The organism is Streptomyces sp. NPDC003697 (assembly GCF_053587115.1).
Genome location: NZ_JBSFNN010000061.1, coordinates 23808 through 41379, shown reverse-complemented (window position 1 = coordinate 41379; position 17572 = coordinate 23808). Strand labels below are relative to the sequence as shown.

Genomic DNA, 17572 nt, shown 5'->3' with positions numbered 1-17572 from the left:
CAGCCAGCAACGAACCGAGACTCCCGCGACAGCCGCGATCTCATGTCCGACCAGCAAAAGTCACACACGAGGTTCGGAAAGAGAACGACCTCTAAAGCCGTGGAGCCGACCGCCCCAGCCACGACGTGTTCTGACCTCATGCACTGTGTGCCTGCCTCTTAGGCGGGAGCGGGCGGCCGGCGGTGCCGAGCGGGGCGGAGACATGAGCGCGGGCGCCGCCGGCCGCCCGCGCCCGCCCGGAGGAGCGAAGCGACGACGGGTGCTTGATGAAGTAGGGAAAGTCCTATCCCGCTGGGATGAGCCGCTTGCCGTCGTGGCTCCGTACATGGGGACTGTTGCCGTCCAAGGCATCCAGGAGTCGGACCGCGTAGACCTCGGACATGCGCTCGCTCACTTCGGCGGGCGTGAGCCAGTCGACGGCCGTCGACTCACTCGACGTGCGTTCGGTGCCGCCGGAAGGCTTGCAGCGGAAGACCAAGGCCACGATGCCTCGCGGGCGCGGTGTTGTTCAACAACCACGCCGGACAGCTCTGGCAGCGCTTCACCACCCGCCTGCGCCGCGAGATCGCCGCCCGCGCCGGCCTTTCCCGCCGGGAACTCGCCGACCACTGCCGCGTCTCCTACGGCAAGGTGGCCGAGTTCCAGAAGCGCGGCGCGGTGCACTTCCACGCCGTGATCCGCCTCGACGGACCCGACGGCCCGGACACCCCGCCGCCGTCCTGGGCCACCGCCGGCCTGCTCGCTGACGCGATCCGCGCAGCTGCCGCGCACTCCTACACCTCGGTCTCCGTCCCGGCCGCCGACGGTCAACCGGCGCGGACCTTCCGCTGGGGCACCCAGCTCGACGTCCGGCCCGTGAAGGCGTTCGGGGACGGCTCGGAGATCACCGAACAGGCCGTCGCCTCCTACGTAGCCAAGTACGCCACCAAGGCGGCCGAGAACACCGGCACCCTCGACCGCCGCATCGGGGAGCTCGCCGAGCTCGACCGCCACGGCGTCCCCGACCACACCCGCCGCCTCATCGAAGCCTGCAAGACGCTCGACCCGCTCTATCCGGACCGCCGCCTGTGGGCCTGGGCGCACATGCTCGGCTTCTGCGGCCACTTCTCCTCCAAGTCCCGCCGCTACTCGACCACCCTCGGCGCGCTGCGCCAGGCACGTGCCGACTACCGCGCCGCCCAGGAACACGCCGCCCTCGGCCTCGAGGACGCCGAGCCGGACACCGTCCTGGTCCTGGCCGACTGGCAGTACGCCGGCCACGGCCACACCCCCGGCGAATCCGTCCTCGCCGCCACCACCGCCCGCGACCTCCAGCTCAACCGCGAAACCGCCCGCGAAGCCCTACGCGACCAACTCGCCGACGAAAGGGGGTGCTGACCATGGCCTCAGAGCTGCCGAACCGCTTCCTCACCCCTGAGGACCTGGTCGAGATGTTCGAGCTGCCCAGCGTCGAGACGGTCTACCAGTGGCGCCGCAAGCGCACCGGCCCCCGCGGCTTCCGCGTCGGCCGGCACCTCCGCTTCGACCCGACCGACGTGCGGGCCTGGGTCGACTCCCAGATCGGGGAGGCCGCCTGATGGCCGGGCACATCCAGGACCGCTGGTACCGGACCGAGACCGGCCCGGACGGCAAGACCTGCAAGGTCAAGACCGACCGCTATGGCACCGGCCTGCGCTACCGGGCCCGCTACATCGGCCCCGACGGCACCGAGAAGTCCAGGAGCTTTCCCGACCGGCAGAAGCGGCTCGCTGAGCAGTGGCTTACGCAGATTGAGGCGGACATGGCGCGCGGGCAGTACATCGACCCGCAGGCCGGACGCCTCACCGTCCGACAGCACGCCGATCGGTGGTTGGCATCGCTCACCATGGATCCCGGCACTTTCGTGGGCACCGAGCAGCGCATCCGCCTGCACGTTCTGCCATACCTGGGCAGCCGCACCCTGGGCTCGCTTCGGCCAACGCACATCCGTGAGTGGTTGCGGAAGCTGCACGACGGGGGAGTGGCACCCGCCCTTCAGCGGGTGATCTTCGCGAACCTCTCCACCATGCTGACGGCGGCCGTCGACGACCGCCTGATCCCCGAGAACCCCTGCCGGTCGTCGTCCGTCCGCGTGCCCAAGCTCGACGTTCGGCGGATCGTTCCCTGGCCGCGCGAGCGCGTTCTCGCGATCCGCTCGGCACTGCCAGAGCGGTATCGGGCCATGGTGGATCTAGCTGGTGGGTGCGGTCTGCGCCAGGGTGAGGTCCTGGGCCTGGCGGTGAACGACGTCGATTTGATCGAGGGCGTGATTCACGTCGTGCGGCAGGTCAAGCTCATCCGCAACCGGCCGGTGTTCGCGCCGCCCAAAGGAGCCAAGGAGCGGACGGTCCCGCTACCCGAGAGCGTGGCTCGGTCGATCGAGGAGCACATCAGCCTGCATCCGCCGGCCTCCGTGACGCTGCCTTGGCGCGCTGTCGATGGAGCACCAGTGACTGCATCACTGATCTTTCACAGGGACCAGGGCCGCCCGATCAACCGCAACGATTTCAACCGCGGGGCCTGGCGCCCGGCTCTCGATGCGGCGGGCGTCCCTTTCGGTCGGGCGAGCGGAATGCACGCGCTGAGGCACTTCTACGCCTCCGTCCTCCTGGACGCGGGCGAGAGCATCAAGGCCCTGTCCGAGTACCTGGGGCACCACGATCCCGGCTTCACGCTCCGGACGTACACGCACCTGATGCCGAGCAGCGAGAAGCGGACCCGCGAGGCTGTGGACCGAGCCTTCGCGGACGGCCCGGACACCGATGACGGCCCCACGACGGCCTAGGAGGGGTGACCATGCGGGGAACCAGCAGGCCACGCCTTACATCGCCTGACTCGCCCGTCTACTGATCACCCCTCCCGCCGACCGGCGGGCCTGAGAAGCCCACGGCATCCGACCTTGTCGGGATGCCGTGGGCTTCTGTCGTCGTCGGCCGGCATCGGGTGGCCTCGGACGGTCCCGGTGTCGGCGTGTTCGCAGGCGTCGTCCCTCCTCCCGGCCGGCGCCCGACGGACGTGGCTCAGCGGGGGCAGAACTCCGCCGTGATGTCCTTGATGACGGTGTCGGCCGGGTCCAGCCAGTCGGGGGAGGAGCCCGGTGTCGGGGTCAGCATCTCGCGCAGCAGTCCGGCGGGCAGCAAACGGCCGTCGTCCGTGCGTCCTTGATCGCGGGCCGGTGTCGACCGGCCCCGCGGGTCGTCGTGGAGCGGAGTGTTTGAGCGCGAGCGGGGAAGGAGGCGGAGTGGGAGGGAGGACAGGAGACCACTGTGACCGTCCTCGCGATCTTTCTCCTCGTCATCGGGACGCTCGTGATCCTCGTCGGGACGTTTCTGATCGCCGTCGGCGCGATTCTGGTCGTCATGGGGATGGCCCTGACCGGTGTGGCCGCATACGTGCTGATCCGGCGACTTCTCGGCCGTGACCGGGAGCGATCTCACGGGTGGTGAACCGGGTCAGGAACAGACCGTGCCCGCCGCCGGGAGCCGCCCGTCCAGCAGGTAGCCGTTCACCGCGCTCTGCACGCACTTGTTCTTGCTGTCGTAGGCGCCGTGCCCCTGGCCCTTGTACGTGAGTTCGACGCCGACGCCCTTGCCCAGCGCGTTCGCCATCTTCCTGGCGCCCTGGTAGGGCGTGGCCGGGTCGCCGGTGTTGCCCACGACCAGGATCGGTGCCGAGCCGGGCGCGCTCACGTCGGGATGGTCGGCCGCGCCGCGCACGGCCCAGTCGGTGCAGCTGAGCATGCCCCAGGCCAGGAAGTCGCCGAACAGCGGAGAGGCGGCGCGGAACGCGGGCAGCTTCCGCTCCACGTAGGCGGGGGAGTACCGGGGCTTGTCGTCGGAGCAGTTGATGGCGACGTTCGCGGCGGCGAGGTTGCTGTACTCGCCGTTCTCGCTGCGGCCGTTCATCGCGTCGGACAGCAGCATCAGTATCCTGCCGTCGCCCGCGTAGGCCTGTTCCAGACCTGCGGTGAGGTACTCCCAGAAGTCCTTGGAGTACAGGGACTGCGCGATGCCGTTGGTCGCCGCGGTCTGGGTCAGCCGGCGGGGCGGAACGCCCGGGATCGGCTGGCGATCGAGGTCGCCGAGCAGCTTGGCGATACGATTCTTCACGTCCTGCGGGGTGTCGCCGACCGGACACTGGGAGACCTGGGAGGTGCAGTTCCGCGCGAAGTTGTCGAGCGCGAGCTGGAAGCCCTTGGCCTGGCCGAGCGACCCCTGCTCGGAGTTCTGCGTGGGGTCGACGACCCCGTCGAACACGGCCCGCCCCACGTGGCGCGGGTACAGGTGGGCGTACACGCCGCCCAGCTCGGTGCCGTAGGAGATGCCGAAGTAGTGCAGTTTGGCGTCGCCGAGGACCTGGCGCATGAGGTCCATGTCTCGGGCCGCGTCGGTGGTGCGCACATGCCCCAGGACCTTCCCGGAGTTCTTCTCGCACTCGGCGTTGAACCGCTTGGTATTGTTCAGGTACTGGGTGCGCTCGGCGGCGTCGTCGGGCGTCGAGTCCTGCTGGAAGTACCGGTCGAGCTGGGCGTCGCTCTCGCACTCGACGGGCGCGCTGCGGCCGACGCCGCGAGGGTCGAAGCTCACCAGGTCGTAGCGCGTGCGCAGCGCCGCGTAGTCCCCGGCGAAGGCGGGCAGCGTGGTCACACCGGAGCCGCCCGGGCCGCCGAAGTTGAACACCAGCGAGCCGATGCGCGCGCCGGGGCCGCTCGCCGTCGCCCTGATCAGGGCGATCCCGATCGTGTCGCCCTTGGGTTTCGCCCAGTCCAGGGGTGCCCGCATCGTGGCGCACTGCCACTTGCCGCCGTTCGGCAGCGGTGACGGAGAGGTACCGCCGCCCTCCGACTCGGACGGGGCCGGGCAGTCCGTCCAGTTCAGCTTCTGGTCGGTCAGGACGTCGGCGCCGGCGGCGCCGCAGCCCGCCAGCAGGGAGGACAGCAGGACGGTGGAGGCGGTCAGGGCGGCGGCGCGCAGCCCGCGAGCGTTCTGCATGCCCCCATCCTCACGCGGTAGGCGGCACCCCGCGCGGGCGCACGCCCGTCCGGGGCACAGGTGCGGCCTTTGCGGCGCCTACAGGGCGCCCTTGCGGGTGAGGTGGTTGAAGGCGAGCCAGCCCGGGAGCACGGGCAGCCACAGGGTCAGCAGCCGGAACATCAGCACCGCGGGAGCGGCCACCTCCTTGGGCAGCCCCACGGCGATCAGACCGACCGTGAGGGTCGCCTCGACCGCGCCGACACCGCCCGGCGTCGGCGCGGCGGAACCGAGTGCGTTGCCGGCGAGGAAGACGACGGCGACGCCGGCGATGCTGATCGAGGTCGAGTCGTCGCCGAACGCCCGGATCGACGCGTCCAGGCACATCACGAAGCAGGCGGTCAGCAGGAGCATGCCGCCGATGCCGGTGACCAGTTTCTGCGGCCGCTGCAGCACGTCCAGCATGCGCGGCACGACACCCGCGAAGAGTGACCGCACCCGGGTCACGACGAACTTCCGCAGGAACGGCACCGAGGTGACCACGAGCACGAGCACGGCGACCGTCAGCAGACCCGCGATGACCGTCCGGGACGGCGACAGCGACGGCGTCTTCTCGGTGCCCGTCAGATAGCCGAAGGACAGCAGCATCAGGATGTGGCAGCCGAGCCCGAACAGCTGGGACGCGCCCACACTCGCCACCGCGAGCCCGGGACGTACGCCCGCGCGCTGGAGGAAGCGGGTGTTCAGCGCCACGCCGCCGACGGCGGCCGGCGCCACGATCTTCACGAACGACCCGGCCACCTGCGCCGCCACGGTGCGCGGGAACGGCACCCGCTCCGGCACGAACCCCAGCAGCGCCATCGCCGCCGCGACGTAGCTCAGCGCGGAGAACAGCACCGCAGCCGCGAGCCAGCCCCACTGCGCGTTGACGAACAGGGTGCCGAACTGGATGTGGGTGAGCTGCGTCAGCAGGTAGTACGCGCCGATGGCGCCCGCGATGAAACTGATCAGCGTGCGGGGCCGGATCCGCTCCAGCCGGGCCGGCTCGACCGGCGCCTGCGGCCGGATCAGGAGGACCTGGTGGCGGATCTGGGTGAGCAGGTCCTCCTCGCGGGCCTCCTCCAGCGCCTCGTCGATGGCCCGCTTCTCCGCCCGCGCCTCCGCGCGCACCGCCTTCTTGTCGGGCTTTTCGAGGACGACGGGCCCGGCCTCCGCGGTGGCCGCCTCCAGCCGGGCCTGCTTGGCCTGACGGGACGCCTCCAGCACCGCCTCCCGCTCCCGGTTCGCCCGCTCCCGGCCCAGCCTGCGCAGCGTCGCGCGCGTGGAGCGCGTCAGCGCGATGGGCTGCAGCATCGGCAGGCAGTCGGCGACGGCGTCGGGCCCGAGCACACCGACCGCCGAGGCCACCGCACGCTCGGCGCCCACCCGCAGCCCCAGCGTCGTCACCAGCTGGGCGACGTCCATGCGCAGCAGCAGGTCACCCGCCGCGATCTCGCCACCGCGCAGATCGGTGAGGATCACCCGGGCCGAACCGTCCACCCGGATGGCGTCACCGGCCAGCCTGCGGTGCGCGATGCGCCGCGACTGGAGCGCCTGCACCTGGTGCCAGGTGCGGCGGAGCAGCTCGTCGGTGATCTCCTCGTCCGCCAGCGAGTCCAGGGTGCGGCCGCCGGTGTGCTCGTAGACGAGCATCACGGCGTCGGGGCCGAGCTCGGAGGTCGCGATCAGCTTGGGCGCGTTGGCGCCGGCCGCGATGGCCGCGTAGGCGAGCAGCGCCTCCTGCTCCAGGGCCTGGCGCAGCGACTGCAGACTGCTGCGGGTGGCGAACCCGCGCAGCGTGATGTTGCGCCACAGCCGGTAGAAGAAGCCCTGCGCCTGCTGTTCCCGGTCGACGACCGTGACGTCCAGGGGCGGACCGTCCTCCAGCGTGACGAAGTAGCGCCGTCCGCGGTCACCGATGTCCGCCGTCTCCGCCGTGTCCTCGCGGGAGGCGCTCACGGGGCGGAACCCGACAGTGCGCAGGCCCGCCATCAGGGTGCGCCCCGTGGGACGGACGTTGGGCGAGCCGACCGCGTAGAGCGTGCCGTAGGCGACCGACCAGCCGATCAGCAGCGTCAGGACGATCGAGAACGGTGTCGTGTAGCCGGTGACGAGCATCGAGAAGGCGTCCAGCGCCAGCACGATGTACAGCACCGCGCGCCAGCGCGGTCTTCGGGACATGCCGACGGCCGTCATGTACGCGATGACCGGGGCGAGATAGCCGTGCACCGGGTCGGTCAGGGCGTGGACGTCACCGGGGGAGGGCTGGGTCAGCGCCTCCTGGATCGAGTCCGGGGCGGCCTTGGCGACCCACAGGTCTGTGGCGAGGGTCACCCCGTGCGCGAGGACGGCCGCGAGCACGCCGTCGGCGATGCGCAGCCCGTCCCGTTTGATCAGGCGTTCGATCGCGAAGGCCACCGGGACCAGCAGGATCGCGATGCTGGACGCCAGCCCGGCGATCTTGATGAGCAGGTCGGGTGCCTGCCCGGTGCCCTTGTTGATGTCCTGTTCGAGACCGGAGGTGGTGCCGTGCGCGAACGCGGCGATCGCCAGCAGCACGGCGACGGCGAAGACGGCGACCAGCAGCCGCATGAGGTCGGAGGGGCGGTGCACGCGCGCCGGGAGCAGCGGTTCGTCGCCTTCCACCTCGTCGATGTGCGTGACGTCCGCCTCGTCGGCGGGCTTCCGGTCGGTGCCGGCGGCGCCCTCGGCGCGCTTTCCGCCCGCCTCGCCGCCGTCGCCGCGACCGGTCCGCGTGTCCGCCCCGGTGGGCACCTCACCGCCGTCCGGGCCGGCCCCGCCGTCGGTGGCGGGGCGCGACGAGACCCCAGAGGTGCCCTCCGCGTCGTCGGGGTGCACTCCCTGCTGCTTCATGATCTCTTCTTGGTCTCGTATCACCGGTCACCGCCCGCACGATGGTGGCATGCCCCTCCGGCACACGCGGGCATCAGGGTGCACATGCGGGGAAGCGCACAGTCTGCCCGAAGTGCCGCCGCCGGGCGAGGGCCGCGCACGGTTCCGAGGGCGCCGCGTTGTCGGTGGGGTGGGGCAGGATGGGACGGATGAGTCACGAAAGCCTTCCGGACGAGGGCCGCCCGGAGCGTCCGCACGACGTGCGCGGCGAGCCCGCGGACGCGCTGCCCGCGTACGCCGAGCGGGTCCTGGAGGTCGCCGAGCTGGTTCCGCCGGGGCGCGTCATGACGTACGGGGACGTCGCCGAATGGCTCGAGGAAGGCGGCCCCCGCCAGGTCGGCCGGGTCATGTCCCTGTACGGCGGCGCCGTCCCCTGGTGGCGCGTGGTGCGCGCCGACGGGGTACTGCTCCCGGGGCACGAACTGCGCGCGCTCGGCCACTACCGCGCGGAGGGCACGCCTCTGAGGGAGGCGGGCAGAACGGCCGACGGCCATGTGCCGCGCATCGACATGAGGCGGGCCCGGTGGGACGGCGGCGTACGTGCGGCAGGTCACACCTGACAGCTTCCGCCATGGGAGCGGCCGCCGGGGAGTCCTCGCCCCGTACGGGCGAATCGGGGCACGCCCGGCGCATGCCGTACGTTCGTGCGTCGAGGGACACACGTGACGGCAGAGCCGGGAGCGAAGGAGAGGAAGTCCTGCTTCCGTACCGGGCCCGGGCGTAGCGTCTGCTGCGCGTGTCCCCCTCACCCCGCGGTCACCCCCGGCCACCCGCGGCCGTCCGCTCGCGCGGTATCGCCGCGCACCCCGAGCGACACCCCAGCACACCCACCAGGACCGGCGAACCACGTGAGCTCCTCTTCCTCCACCAGGCACCTGACGCACCCCCGGGTGCGCCAGGGGAACCGTGGCACCTACCGGCTGGTGCGTACTCCGCCGGCCCGGCCGGGTCCCCCCCGTCTGGACGCCGCACAGCGCGCCGTGGTTGACCACGGGACCGGCCCGCTGCTCGTCCTGGCCGGCCCGGGCACGGGCAAGACCACCACCCTCGTCGAGTCCGTGGCCGCGCGCACGGAGCGCGGCGGCGACCCCGAGCGCATCCTCGTGCTGACGTTCAGCCGCAAGGCTGCCGTCGAACTGCGCGACCGCATGGCCCTGCGCGTCGGGGCGGCCCGCGCCCCCCGGGCCACCACCTTCCACTCGTTCTGCTACGCCCTGGTCCGCGCCCACCAGGACAGCGACCTGTTCGTGGAGCCGATGCGGCTGCTGTCCGGCCCCGAGCAGGACGTGACCGTACGGGAGCTGCTGGCCGGCCAGCTCGACCTGGAGGGGCTGGGCCTCGCACACGTGCGCTGGCCGGACGAGCTGCGCGCCTGCCTGACCACCCGCGGGTTCGCCGACGAGGTCCGCGCGGTCCTCGCCCGCAGCCGTGAGCTGGGGCTGGACCCGCGCTCCCTGGAGGCCTTCGCCCGGCGCATCGGCCGCCCCGACTGGCAGGCCGCGGCGGCCTTCCTGGCCGAGTACCTCGACGTCCTCGACCTGCAGGGCGTGCTCGACTACGCGGAACTCGTCCACCGCGCCGTGCTGCTCGCCCACCGCCCCGGCGCCGCCGAGGCGCTCGCCGCCCGGTACGACGCGGTCTACGTCGACGAGTACCAGGACACCGACCCGGCCCAGGTGCGCCTGCTGCACGCCCTGGCCGGCGGAGGCCGCACCCTGCTCGCCTTCGGCGATCCCGACCAGTCGATCTACGCCTTCCGGGGCGCGGACGTGAATGGCATCCTCGAGTTCCCGCAGACGTTCCCCCGCGCGGACGGCCGCCCCGCCCCCGTGCAGGTCCTGCGCACCTCCCGCCGCTCCGGCTCCGCGCTCCTGGCAGCCACCCGGCTGCTCACCCGGCGTATGCCGCTGACCCGGCTGCCGGCCGAGAAGGTGCGCGCCCACCGCGACCTCACGCCCGCCCGGGACGGCGGCCGCGTCGACGTCCACACGTACCCGACGCCGGGCACGGAGCTGGACAACATCGCCGACATCCTGCGCCGCGCCCACCTGGAGGACGGCGTCCCCTGGCAGGAGATGGCCGTCCTGGTACGAGCCGGTGCCCGCACCCTGCCGGCGGTGCGGCGCGCCCTGACGGCCGCGGGGGTGCCGGTGGACGTGGACGGCGACGACCTGCCGCTGCGGCGCGAACCGGCGGTCGCGCCCCTGCTGACGGCGCTGCGCGCCGTCGCCGCGGCGGAGGCGGCGCGGCGTCCCGGAGCGGACCGGCGCGCCGTCCCCGGGGAGCAGGATCCACCCGGCCAGGTGGACGCCCGGCCGGCGCAGGACACGTCCGGGGAGCCGGAGCAGGACACCTGCTGGCTCGACACCGAGACGGCCCTCACCCTGCTCGCCTCGCCCCTCGCGGGTATGGACGCCGCCGACCTGCGTCGTCTCGGCCGCGCCCTGCGCGACGAGGAGCGGGCCGCGGGCAACCCGCTGCCGCCCCCCTCGGACGACCTGCTCGCGCGGGCGCTCGCCGAACCGGAACGGCTCGTCGCGCACGACCCCGTGTACGCGCGGGGCGCCCAGCGCCTCGGCGCGCTGCTCCGCAAGGCCAGGGAGCGCCTGGCGGGCGGTGGCTCGGCGCAGGAGGCGCTGTGGGACCTGTGGGAGGGCACGCCGTGGCCCGCCCGGCTGGAGCGGGCGGCCCGGCGCGGCGGCGCGGCCGGCCGCAACGCGGACCGCGACCTGGACGCCGTGTGCGCGCTGTTCGCGACCGCGGCCCGCGCCGAGGAACGCACCGGCGGCCGGGGCGCGCTGAACTTCCTGGAGGAGGTCGAGGCCGAGGACATCGCAGCCGACACGCTCACCCGGCGTGCGATACGCCCGGACGCCGTGCGCCTGATGACCGCGCACCGCGCCAAGGGCCTGGAGTGGCGCCTGGTGGTCGTGGCCGGCGTCCAGGAGGGCCTGTGGCCGGATCTGCGACGCCGCGGCTCCCTGCTGGAGGCCGACCGCATCGGCCACGACGGGCTCGCCGCGCCGCTCACCCCCGGAGCGCTGCTGGCCGAGGAGCGCCGCCTGTTCTACGTCGCCGCCACCCGCGCGCGGGAACGGCTCGTCGTCACCGCGGTGAAGGCGCCCGCGGACGACGGCGACCAGCCCTCGCGCTTCCTCACCGAACTCGGCGTCGAACCCAGGGACGTCACGGGCCGCCCGCGCCGTCCCCTGTCCGTGGCGGCGCTGGTGGCCGAACTGCGCGCCACGACGGTCGACCCGCGCGTGTCGGACACCCTGCGGGAGGCCGCCGCCCACCGGCTGGCCCGGCTCGCGGCGCTCGCCGACGACGACGGCCGTCCGCTGGTGCCCGCCGCGCACCCCTACCGTTGGTGGGGCCTGGTCGAGCCCACCGAGAGCAAGGTGCCGCTGCGCGACCGCGACCAGCCCGTGGTGCTGTCCGGAAGCGCCCTCGACCAGCTCGCGAACACCTGCTCCCTGCAGTGGTTCCTCGGCCGCGAGGTGAAGGCCGACGCCCCCGCGAGCGCCGCGCAGGGCTTCGGCAACGTGGTGCACGTCCTCGCCGACGAGGTCGCCTCCGGACGCACCCCCGCCGACCTCGCGGTCCTCATGGAGCGCCTGGAGACGGTCTGGAACGCGCTCGCCTTCGACGCGCCGTGGAAGTCGGCGCAGGAGAAGGAGAGCGCCCGGGTCGCCCTCGAGCGCTTCCTGAAGTGGCACGTGCTGGAGCGCACGGGCCGCACCCCGGTGGCCGGCGAGCACGACTTCGACGTCACCCTGGCGGCGGGCGAGTACCAGGTGCGCGTCCGCGGTTCCATGGACCGGGTGGAGGCCGACGCCGACGGCCGCGCCTACGTCGTCGACTTCAAGACCGGCAAGCAGGCGCCCACGTCCGCCGAGGTGGCCCGCCACCCGCAGCTCGCCGTCTACCAGCTCGCCGTCCGCGAGGGCGCCGTCGACGAGCTGTTCGACGGGGACCGGCCCGGACTGGGCGGTGCCGAGCTGGTCCAGCTGCGCCAGGGCGCCGCGAAACGGGACGGCGGGGAAGTCCTGCCCAAGGTGCAGGCGCAGGAGCCGCTGTCGGGCGAGTGGGTCGGCGAGCTGCTGGCCACCGCCGCCGGGAAGGTGCTCGACGAACGGTTCACACCGACGGCCGGGCAGCACTGCGCCCACTGCTCCTTCCGGGCGTCCTGCAGCGCGCGGCCGGAAGGGCGGCACGTGGTGGAGTGAGCGGAGCGGGCGGGGGTGCGGGCGGGCCCGGCCCCGGGGTGACGCATCGCACCACAGGCCCCGACCTGGGCTTCCTCCCGCCGTGAGGCCCGCGGGGGGCCGCGCTGTCAGTGCCCGGGGCTAGCCTCTTGGACGTGCCAGCCCGTATCACCGATCCCGAGCAGCTCAAGGAGCTCCTCGGGATCCCGTTCACCCCGGAGCAGACGGCGTGCATCACCGCGCCGCCCGCCCCGCAGGTGATCGTGGCCGGCGCCGGATCCGGCAAGACGACCGTGATGGCGGCGCGTGTGGTGTGGCTGGTCGGCACCGGCCAGGTCGCCCCCGAGCAGGTCCTCGGCCTGACCTTCACCAACAAGGCCGCCGGCGAACTCGCCGAGCGCGTCCGCAAGGCGCTGGTCAGGGCGGGCGTCACCGATCCGGAGGCCATCGACCCGGACAACCCGCCCGGCGAGCCGGTGATCTCCACCTACCACTCCTTCGCCGGCCGCCTCCTGACCGACCACGGTCTGCGCATCGGGCTCGAACCCACCGCCCGCCTGCTCGCCGACGCCACCCGCTACCAGCTCGCCGCGCGCGTGCTGCGCGAGGCCCCGGGACCCTACCCGGCGCTGACCCGCTCCTTCCCGGACCTGGTCAGCGACCTGCTCGCGCTCGACGCCGAACTCGCCGAGCACCTCGTGCGCCCGGAGGACCTGCGCACCTGGGACGCCGGGCTGCTCGGCACCCTGGAGGGCACCAGGCTCAGCAACGCCGACCTGCGCAAGGTCCCCGAGGCGGCCGCCGCCCGCCGGGAACTGGCCGAGCTGGTGCTCCGCTACCGGGCCGCCAAACGCGAGCGTGACCTGCTCGACTTCGGCGACCAGATCGCGCTCGCGGCGCGGCTCGCCCGGCTGCCCGAGGTCGGCCGCGTGCTGCGCGAGGAGTTCCGCGTGGTCCTGCTGGACGAGTACCAGGACACGTCGGTCGCGCAGCGCATCCTGCTGGCCGGCCTGTTCGGCGGCGGCACGGGCCACCCGGTGACCGCCGTCGGCGACCCCTGCCAGGCCATCTACGGCTGGCGCGGCGCCTCCGTCGCCAACCTCGACGACTTCCCCGAGCACTTCGCGCACGCCGACGGCCGCCCCGCCACCCGCCAGGCGCTGAGCGAGAACCGCCGCAGCGGCGGCCGCCTCCTCGACCTCGCCAACGGCCTCGCCGAGCCGCTGCGCGCCCGGCACGCGGGAGTCGAGGCGCTGCGTCCCGCCCCCGGTGCCGAACGCGACGGCACGGTGCGCTGCGCGCTCCTGCGCACCCACGCCGAGGAGATCGCCTGGCTGGCCGACTCCGTCGCCCACCTGGTGCGGACCGGGAAGGCGCCCGGCGAGATCGCCGTGCTGTGCCGCACGGCCACGGACTTCGCCGAGATCCAGGGCGCGCTCGTCGCCCGTGACGTCCCCGTCGAGGTGGTCGGGCTGTCCGGGCTGCTGCACCTGCCCGAGGTCGCCGACCTCGTCGCCGTCTGCGAGGTCCTGCAGGACCCCGGCGCCAACGCCTCCCTGGTCCGCCTGCTGACCGGCCCGCGCTGGCGCATCGGCCCCCGCGACCTCGCCCTCCTGGGCCGGCGGGCGAGACTGATCGTCGCCCGCGCGCGCCCGGACGCCGGCGACGACGCCGACCGGCGGCTCGCCCAGGCCGTCGAGGGCACCGACCCGGCGGAGGTGATCTCGCTCGCCGACGCACTCGACACCTTCCTGGAGACGCCGCTGGACGGCGGGGGCGACGACGGGCTGCCGTTCTCCGCGGACGCGCGCGTGCGGTTCGCCCGGCTGGCCGCCGAACTGCGCGACCTGCGCCGCTCACTGGCGGACCCGCTGATGGACGTCCTGCACCGCGTGCTCGCCGTCACCGGACTGGAGGTCGAGCTGTCGGCGTCGCCGCACGCCCTGGCGGCCCGCCGCCGCGAGACCCTGTCGAACTTCCTCGACGTGGCCGCCTCCTTCGCCGCCAACGACGGCGAGGCGACGCTGCTGGCCTTCCTCGGCTTCCTGCGCACCGCCGCCCAGTACGAGAAGGGCCTGGACAACGCGCTGCCGGGCGGCGAGAACACCGTCAAGGTGCTCACCGCCCACAAGTCCAAGGGCCTGGAGTGGGACGTCGTCGTGGTCCCCGGCCTGGTCACCGGGACCTTCCCCAGCGGCCAGGGCCGGGAGAAGTGGACCGCCCAGGGCAAGGTCCTGCCGCACGCCCTGCGCGGCGACGCGGACACCCTGCCCGACGTCGCCGAATGGGACGCCCGCGGTATGAAGTCCTTCCACGAGGCCATGAAGGAGCACCAGCACACGGAGGAGCTGCGGCTCGGCTACGTCACGTTCACCCGCCCCCGCTCCCTGCTCCTCGGCTCCGGCCACTGGTGGGGCCCCACCCAGAAGAAGCCCCGCGGCCCGTCCGCCTTCCTCGCGGTCCTGTACGACCACTGCGCGGCCGGGAACGGCGAGATCGAGGTCTGGGCGGACGCGCCGGAGGAGGGCGAGGAGAACCCGGCCCTGCACCAGGAGGCCGCCGACCGGCTCTGGCCCCTGCCCCTGGACGACGCCGCCCTCGCCCGCCGTCGCGCGGCCGCCGCGACGGTCCTCGCCCACCTGGAGGACCTGGCCGGTTCCACGGACGGCCACCCGGCGGCCGCGCACGACCCGGCCGACCACGGCGACCCCGACTGGCCCCCGCCGCCGGAGGACGACGCACCGCCCCACGACGCGACCGGCCCCTTCGCGGGCGATCCCCACCCGGACGACCCGTTCGCCGCCGACCCCTTCGACGGCGACCCGCTCGACGCCGACCCCTTCGACGCGGACCCGTTCGAAGGCGATCTCCTCGACGCCGACCCCTTCGCCGGTGGCCAGGACGCCCCCTTCGACGCCGCCGCCGAACCGTACGGCGCGGAGGCTCCCGAGGACTTCCAGGGACGCGGCGCCGCGCAGGGCGCCCCCGCTCGCGACGGCACGGCGGACGCCGGCACCACGGGCACGGGCACCCCTGTCGGGGACGGCCCGGCCCGGGAGCACCCCACCGGCCGGGGCGACGCCCGGACGGGCGGCCGCCCGAGGGTCCCGCACCAGGCGACGGCCCCGGACGACCACACCGCCGTGCCGCCCGCACGCCCCCACCCGCACCCAGTGGAACCGGATCCCGCACCGCTCACCCCGGAGGAGGCCCGCACCGTGGCCTCCTGGGACCGCGACCTCGAAGCGCTCACCGGGGAGCTCCGGCGCGCACGGCAGGGCGTCACCGACGTGCCCCTGCCGGTGACGCTGACCGCCACGCAGCTGCTGCGCCTGGCCGCCGATCCGGACGGGTTCGCCAGGGAACTCGCGCGCCCCATGCCGCGCCCCCCGCAGCCCGCCGCGCGCCGGGGCACCCGCTTCCACGCCTGGATCGAGTCACGCTTCGACGAGCTGACCCTGCCCCTGCTGGAGCCGGAGGAACTGCCCGGCAGCGATGCGGAGATCGCCGACGAGCGCGACCTCGAAGCTCTCAAGGACGCCTTCGAGCGCACCCCGTACGCCCACCGCACCCCCCACCGCGTCGAGGCCTCCTTCCAGCTCGCCCTCGCCGGCCGCGTGGTCCGGGGCCGCATCGACGCCGTCTACAAGGAGGGCGAAGGCGACGGGGTGACGTACGAGATCGTCGACTGGAAGACCGGGCGCGGCGGCAGCGCCGACCCGCTCCAGCTCGCCGTGTACCGGCTGGCCTGGGCCGAGCAGCAGGGTGTGCCCCTGGAGCGCGTCACGGCGGGCTTCCTCTACGTCCGCACCGGCGAGGTCGTACGGCCGCAGCGCCTTCCGGACCGGGCCGCGCTGGAGCGGCTGCTCCTGGGGGAGCCGTCAAGTGCCCCGTGGTGTGACATACCGCCCGACGAGGGCACCGGCACGGGCCGATAGGCTCGGGAGTATGAGCCAGACCCCGGACAGCGCCGTCCGCGCGTACATCGAGCAGCACCGTGCCGCCTTCCTCGACGACCTCTCCGAGTGGCTGCGCATCCCCTCGGTGTCGGCGCAGCCCGACCACGGGCACGACGTACGGCGCAGCGCCGACTGGCTCGCGGCCGAACTGAAGGAGACCGGCTTCCCGACCGCCGAGGTCTGGCAGACGCCGGGCGCCCCGGCGGTCTTCGCCGAGTGGCCCTCCGACGACCCGCACGCCCCCACGGTCCTGGTCTACGGCCACCACGACGTGCAGCCCGCCGCCCGGGAGGACGGCTGGCACACCGAGCCGTTCGAGCCGGTGGTCCGCGACGGGCGCCTGTACGCGCGGGGGGCGGCCGACGACAAGGGCCAGGTGTTCCTGCACACACTCGGCGTCCGCGCGCACCTCGCCGCCACCGGCCGCACCTGCCCGGCCGTGCACCTGAAGCTGCTGATCGAAGGCGAGGAGGAATCCGGCTCACCGCACTTCCGCGCCCTCGTCGAGAGCCGGGCGGAGCGCCTGGCCGCCGACGCGGTGATCGTCTCCGACACCGGCATGTGGTCCGAGGACACCCCCACGGTGTGCACCGGGATGCGCGGCCTCGCCGAGTGCGAGATCCGGCTGCACGGCCCCGACCAGGACATCCACTCCGGCTCCTTCGGCGGCGCCGTGCCCAACCCGGCGACCGCCGCCGCCCGGCTCGTCGCCGCCCTGCACGACGAGAACGCGCGCGTGGCGGTCCCCGGCTTCTACGACGGTGTGGTGGAACTCACCGACCGCGAACGCGAGCTCTTCGCCGAGCTGCCCTTCGACGAACAGCAGTGGCTGCGCGCCGCCAGGTCGCACGCCACCCACGGCGAGAACGGGTACACCACCCTGGAACGCGTCTGGGCCCGCCCCACCGCCGAGGTCAACGGCATCGGCGGCGGCTACCAGGGTCCCGGCAGCAAGACGGTCGTCCCCTCCACCGCGATGGTGAAGCTGTCGTTCCGCCTGGTCGCCGGCCAGGACCCGGAGCACATCGAGAAGGCCGTCCGCGCCTGGGCCGCCGAACAGCTGCCCGCCGGCATCCGGCACGACATCGTGTTCGGCTCGGCGACGCGCCCGTGCCTGACGCCGCTGGACCACCCGGCCCTGCAGTCCGTGGTCCGCGCCATGGGCCGCGCCTTCGAGCAGCCGGTCCGCTTCACGCGCGAGGGCGGCTCCGGACCCGCCGCCGACCTGCAGGAAGTCCTCGGTGCCCCCGTGCTCTTCCTGGGCATCTCCGTCCCGTCCGACGGCTGGCACGCCCCCGACGAGAAGGTGGAGCTCGCCCTCCTCCTCAAGGGCGCCGAGGCCAGCGCCTATCTGTGGGGCGACCTCGCGGAGCACTGCCGCCATGCGCCGTGACGTGCGGGCACCGTCCGGACCGGTGTGCCGCGGGAGGCACACTGGACAGGCCGTCCCGTACCGCCGGACCCC

General features: G+C 73.7%; 9 protein-coding genes and 2 pseudogenes. 8 read left to right on the top strand and 3 right to left on the bottom strand.

Annotation, left to right across the window (positions count from 1 at the left end):
• Positions 1 to 283: 283 nt before the first annotated feature.
• Positions 284 to 493: pseudogene (locus ACWDNY_RS22375) on the bottom strand (NUDIX hydrolase); the annotation flags it as partial.
• Between ACWDNY_RS22375 and repSA the strand changes: the two are divergent.
• From repSA to ACWDNY_RS22355, 4 genes and pseudogenes are all read left to right on the top strand, one after another.
• Positions 493 to 1377, top strand: a pseudogene (gene repSA, locus ACWDNY_RS22370) (replication initiator protein RepSA); the annotation flags it as partial. The pseudogenes ACWDNY_RS22375 and repSA overlap by 1 nt on opposite strands.
• 2 nt (positions 1378 to 1379) lie before the next feature.
• Entirely contained in the window at positions 1380 to 1577 is a 198-nt protein-coding gene (locus ACWDNY_RS22365) for a helix-turn-helix transcriptional regulator (protein ID WP_031017537.1), read from the top strand.
• Entirely contained in the window at positions 1577 to 2803 is a 1227-nt protein-coding gene (locus ACWDNY_RS22360) for a tyrosine-type recombinase/integrase (protein ID WP_451647558.1), read from the top strand. The genes ACWDNY_RS22365 and ACWDNY_RS22360 overlap by 1 nt, the downstream gene beginning before the upstream one ends.
• 481 nt (positions 2804 to 3284) lie before the next feature.
• A complete protein-coding gene (locus ACWDNY_RS22355; RefSeq protein ID WP_451647557.1) occupies positions 3285 to 3464 on the top strand; it encodes a hypothetical protein in 180 nt (59 codons plus the stop codon).
• 6 nt (positions 3465 to 3470) lie between these two features.
• On the opposite strand, the gene ACWDNY_RS22350 is transcribed toward ACWDNY_RS22355, so the two are convergent.
• Positions 3471 to 5009, bottom strand: coding sequence for an alpha/beta hydrolase (locus ACWDNY_RS22350; protein ID WP_451647556.1), 1539 nt, complete (start codon positions 5007 to 5009; stop codon positions 3471 to 3473).
• A gap of 78 nt (positions 5010 to 5087) precedes the next feature.
• Positions 5088 to 7901, bottom strand: coding sequence for a lysylphosphatidylglycerol synthase domain-containing protein (locus ACWDNY_RS22345; protein ID WP_451647555.1), 2814 nt, complete (start codon positions 7899 to 7901; stop codon positions 5088 to 5090).
• A gap of 188 nt (positions 7902 to 8089) precedes the next feature.
• Here ACWDNY_RS22345 and ACWDNY_RS22340 point away from each other — a divergent pair, with 188 nt between their 5' ends.
• The 4 genes from ACWDNY_RS22340 to ACWDNY_RS22325 all read left to right on the top strand — a co-directional run bounded on the left by ACWDNY_RS22340 (position 8090) and on the right by ACWDNY_RS22325 (position 17500).
• Positions 8090 to 8500, top strand: coding sequence for an MGMT family protein (locus ACWDNY_RS22340; RefSeq protein ID WP_451647554.1), 411 nt, complete (start codon positions 8090 to 8092; stop codon positions 8498 to 8500).
• A gap of 288 nt (positions 8501 to 8788) precedes the next feature.
• Positions 8789 to 12169, top strand: coding sequence for an ATP-dependent helicase (locus ACWDNY_RS22335; protein ID WP_451647553.1), 3381 nt, complete (start codon positions 8789 to 8791; stop codon positions 12167 to 12169).
• Between the two features lie 134 nt (positions 12170 to 12303).
• Positions 12304 to 16086 (top strand): UvrD-helicase domain-containing protein, encoded by a 3783-nt coding sequence (locus tag ACWDNY_RS22330; protein ID WP_451647552.1) that lies wholly within the window; start codon positions 12304 to 12306, stop codon positions 16084 to 16086.
• A gap of 10 nt (positions 16087 to 16096) precedes the next feature.
• Positions 16097 to 17500 (top strand): dipeptidase, encoded by a 1404-nt coding sequence (locus ACWDNY_RS22325; RefSeq protein WP_451647551.1) that lies wholly within the window; start codon positions 16097 to 16099, stop codon positions 17498 to 17500.
• Positions 17501 to 17572 lie beyond the last annotated feature (72 nt).

What these genes read in the sequence shown, in the direction of transcription:
- ACWDNY_RS22365 (WP_031017537.1), top strand. Translation starts at nt 1,380, where the DNA reads ATGGCCTCAGAGCTGCCGAACCGCTTCCTCACCCCTGAGGACCTGGTC.
- ACWDNY_RS22360 (WP_451647558.1), top strand. Translation starts at nt 1,577, where the DNA reads ATGGCCGGGCACATCCAGGACCGCTGGTACCGGACCGAGACCGGCCCG.
- ACWDNY_RS22350 (WP_451647556.1), bottom strand. Translation starts at nt 5,009, where the DNA reads ATGCAGAACGCTCGCGGGCTGCGCGCCGCCGCCCTGACCGCCTCCACC.
- ACWDNY_RS22345 (WP_451647555.1), bottom strand. Translation starts at nt 7,901, where the DNA reads ATGAAGCAGCAGGGAGTGCACCCCGACGACGCGGAGGGCACCTCTGGG.
- ACWDNY_RS22340 (WP_451647554.1), top strand. Translation starts at nt 8,090, where the DNA reads ATGAGTCACGAAAGCCTTCCGGACGAGGGCCGCCCGGAGCGTCCGCAC.
- ACWDNY_RS22325 (WP_451647551.1), top strand. Translation starts at nt 16,097, where the DNA reads ATGAGCCAGACCCCGGACAGCGCCGTCCGCGCGTACATCGAGCAGCAC.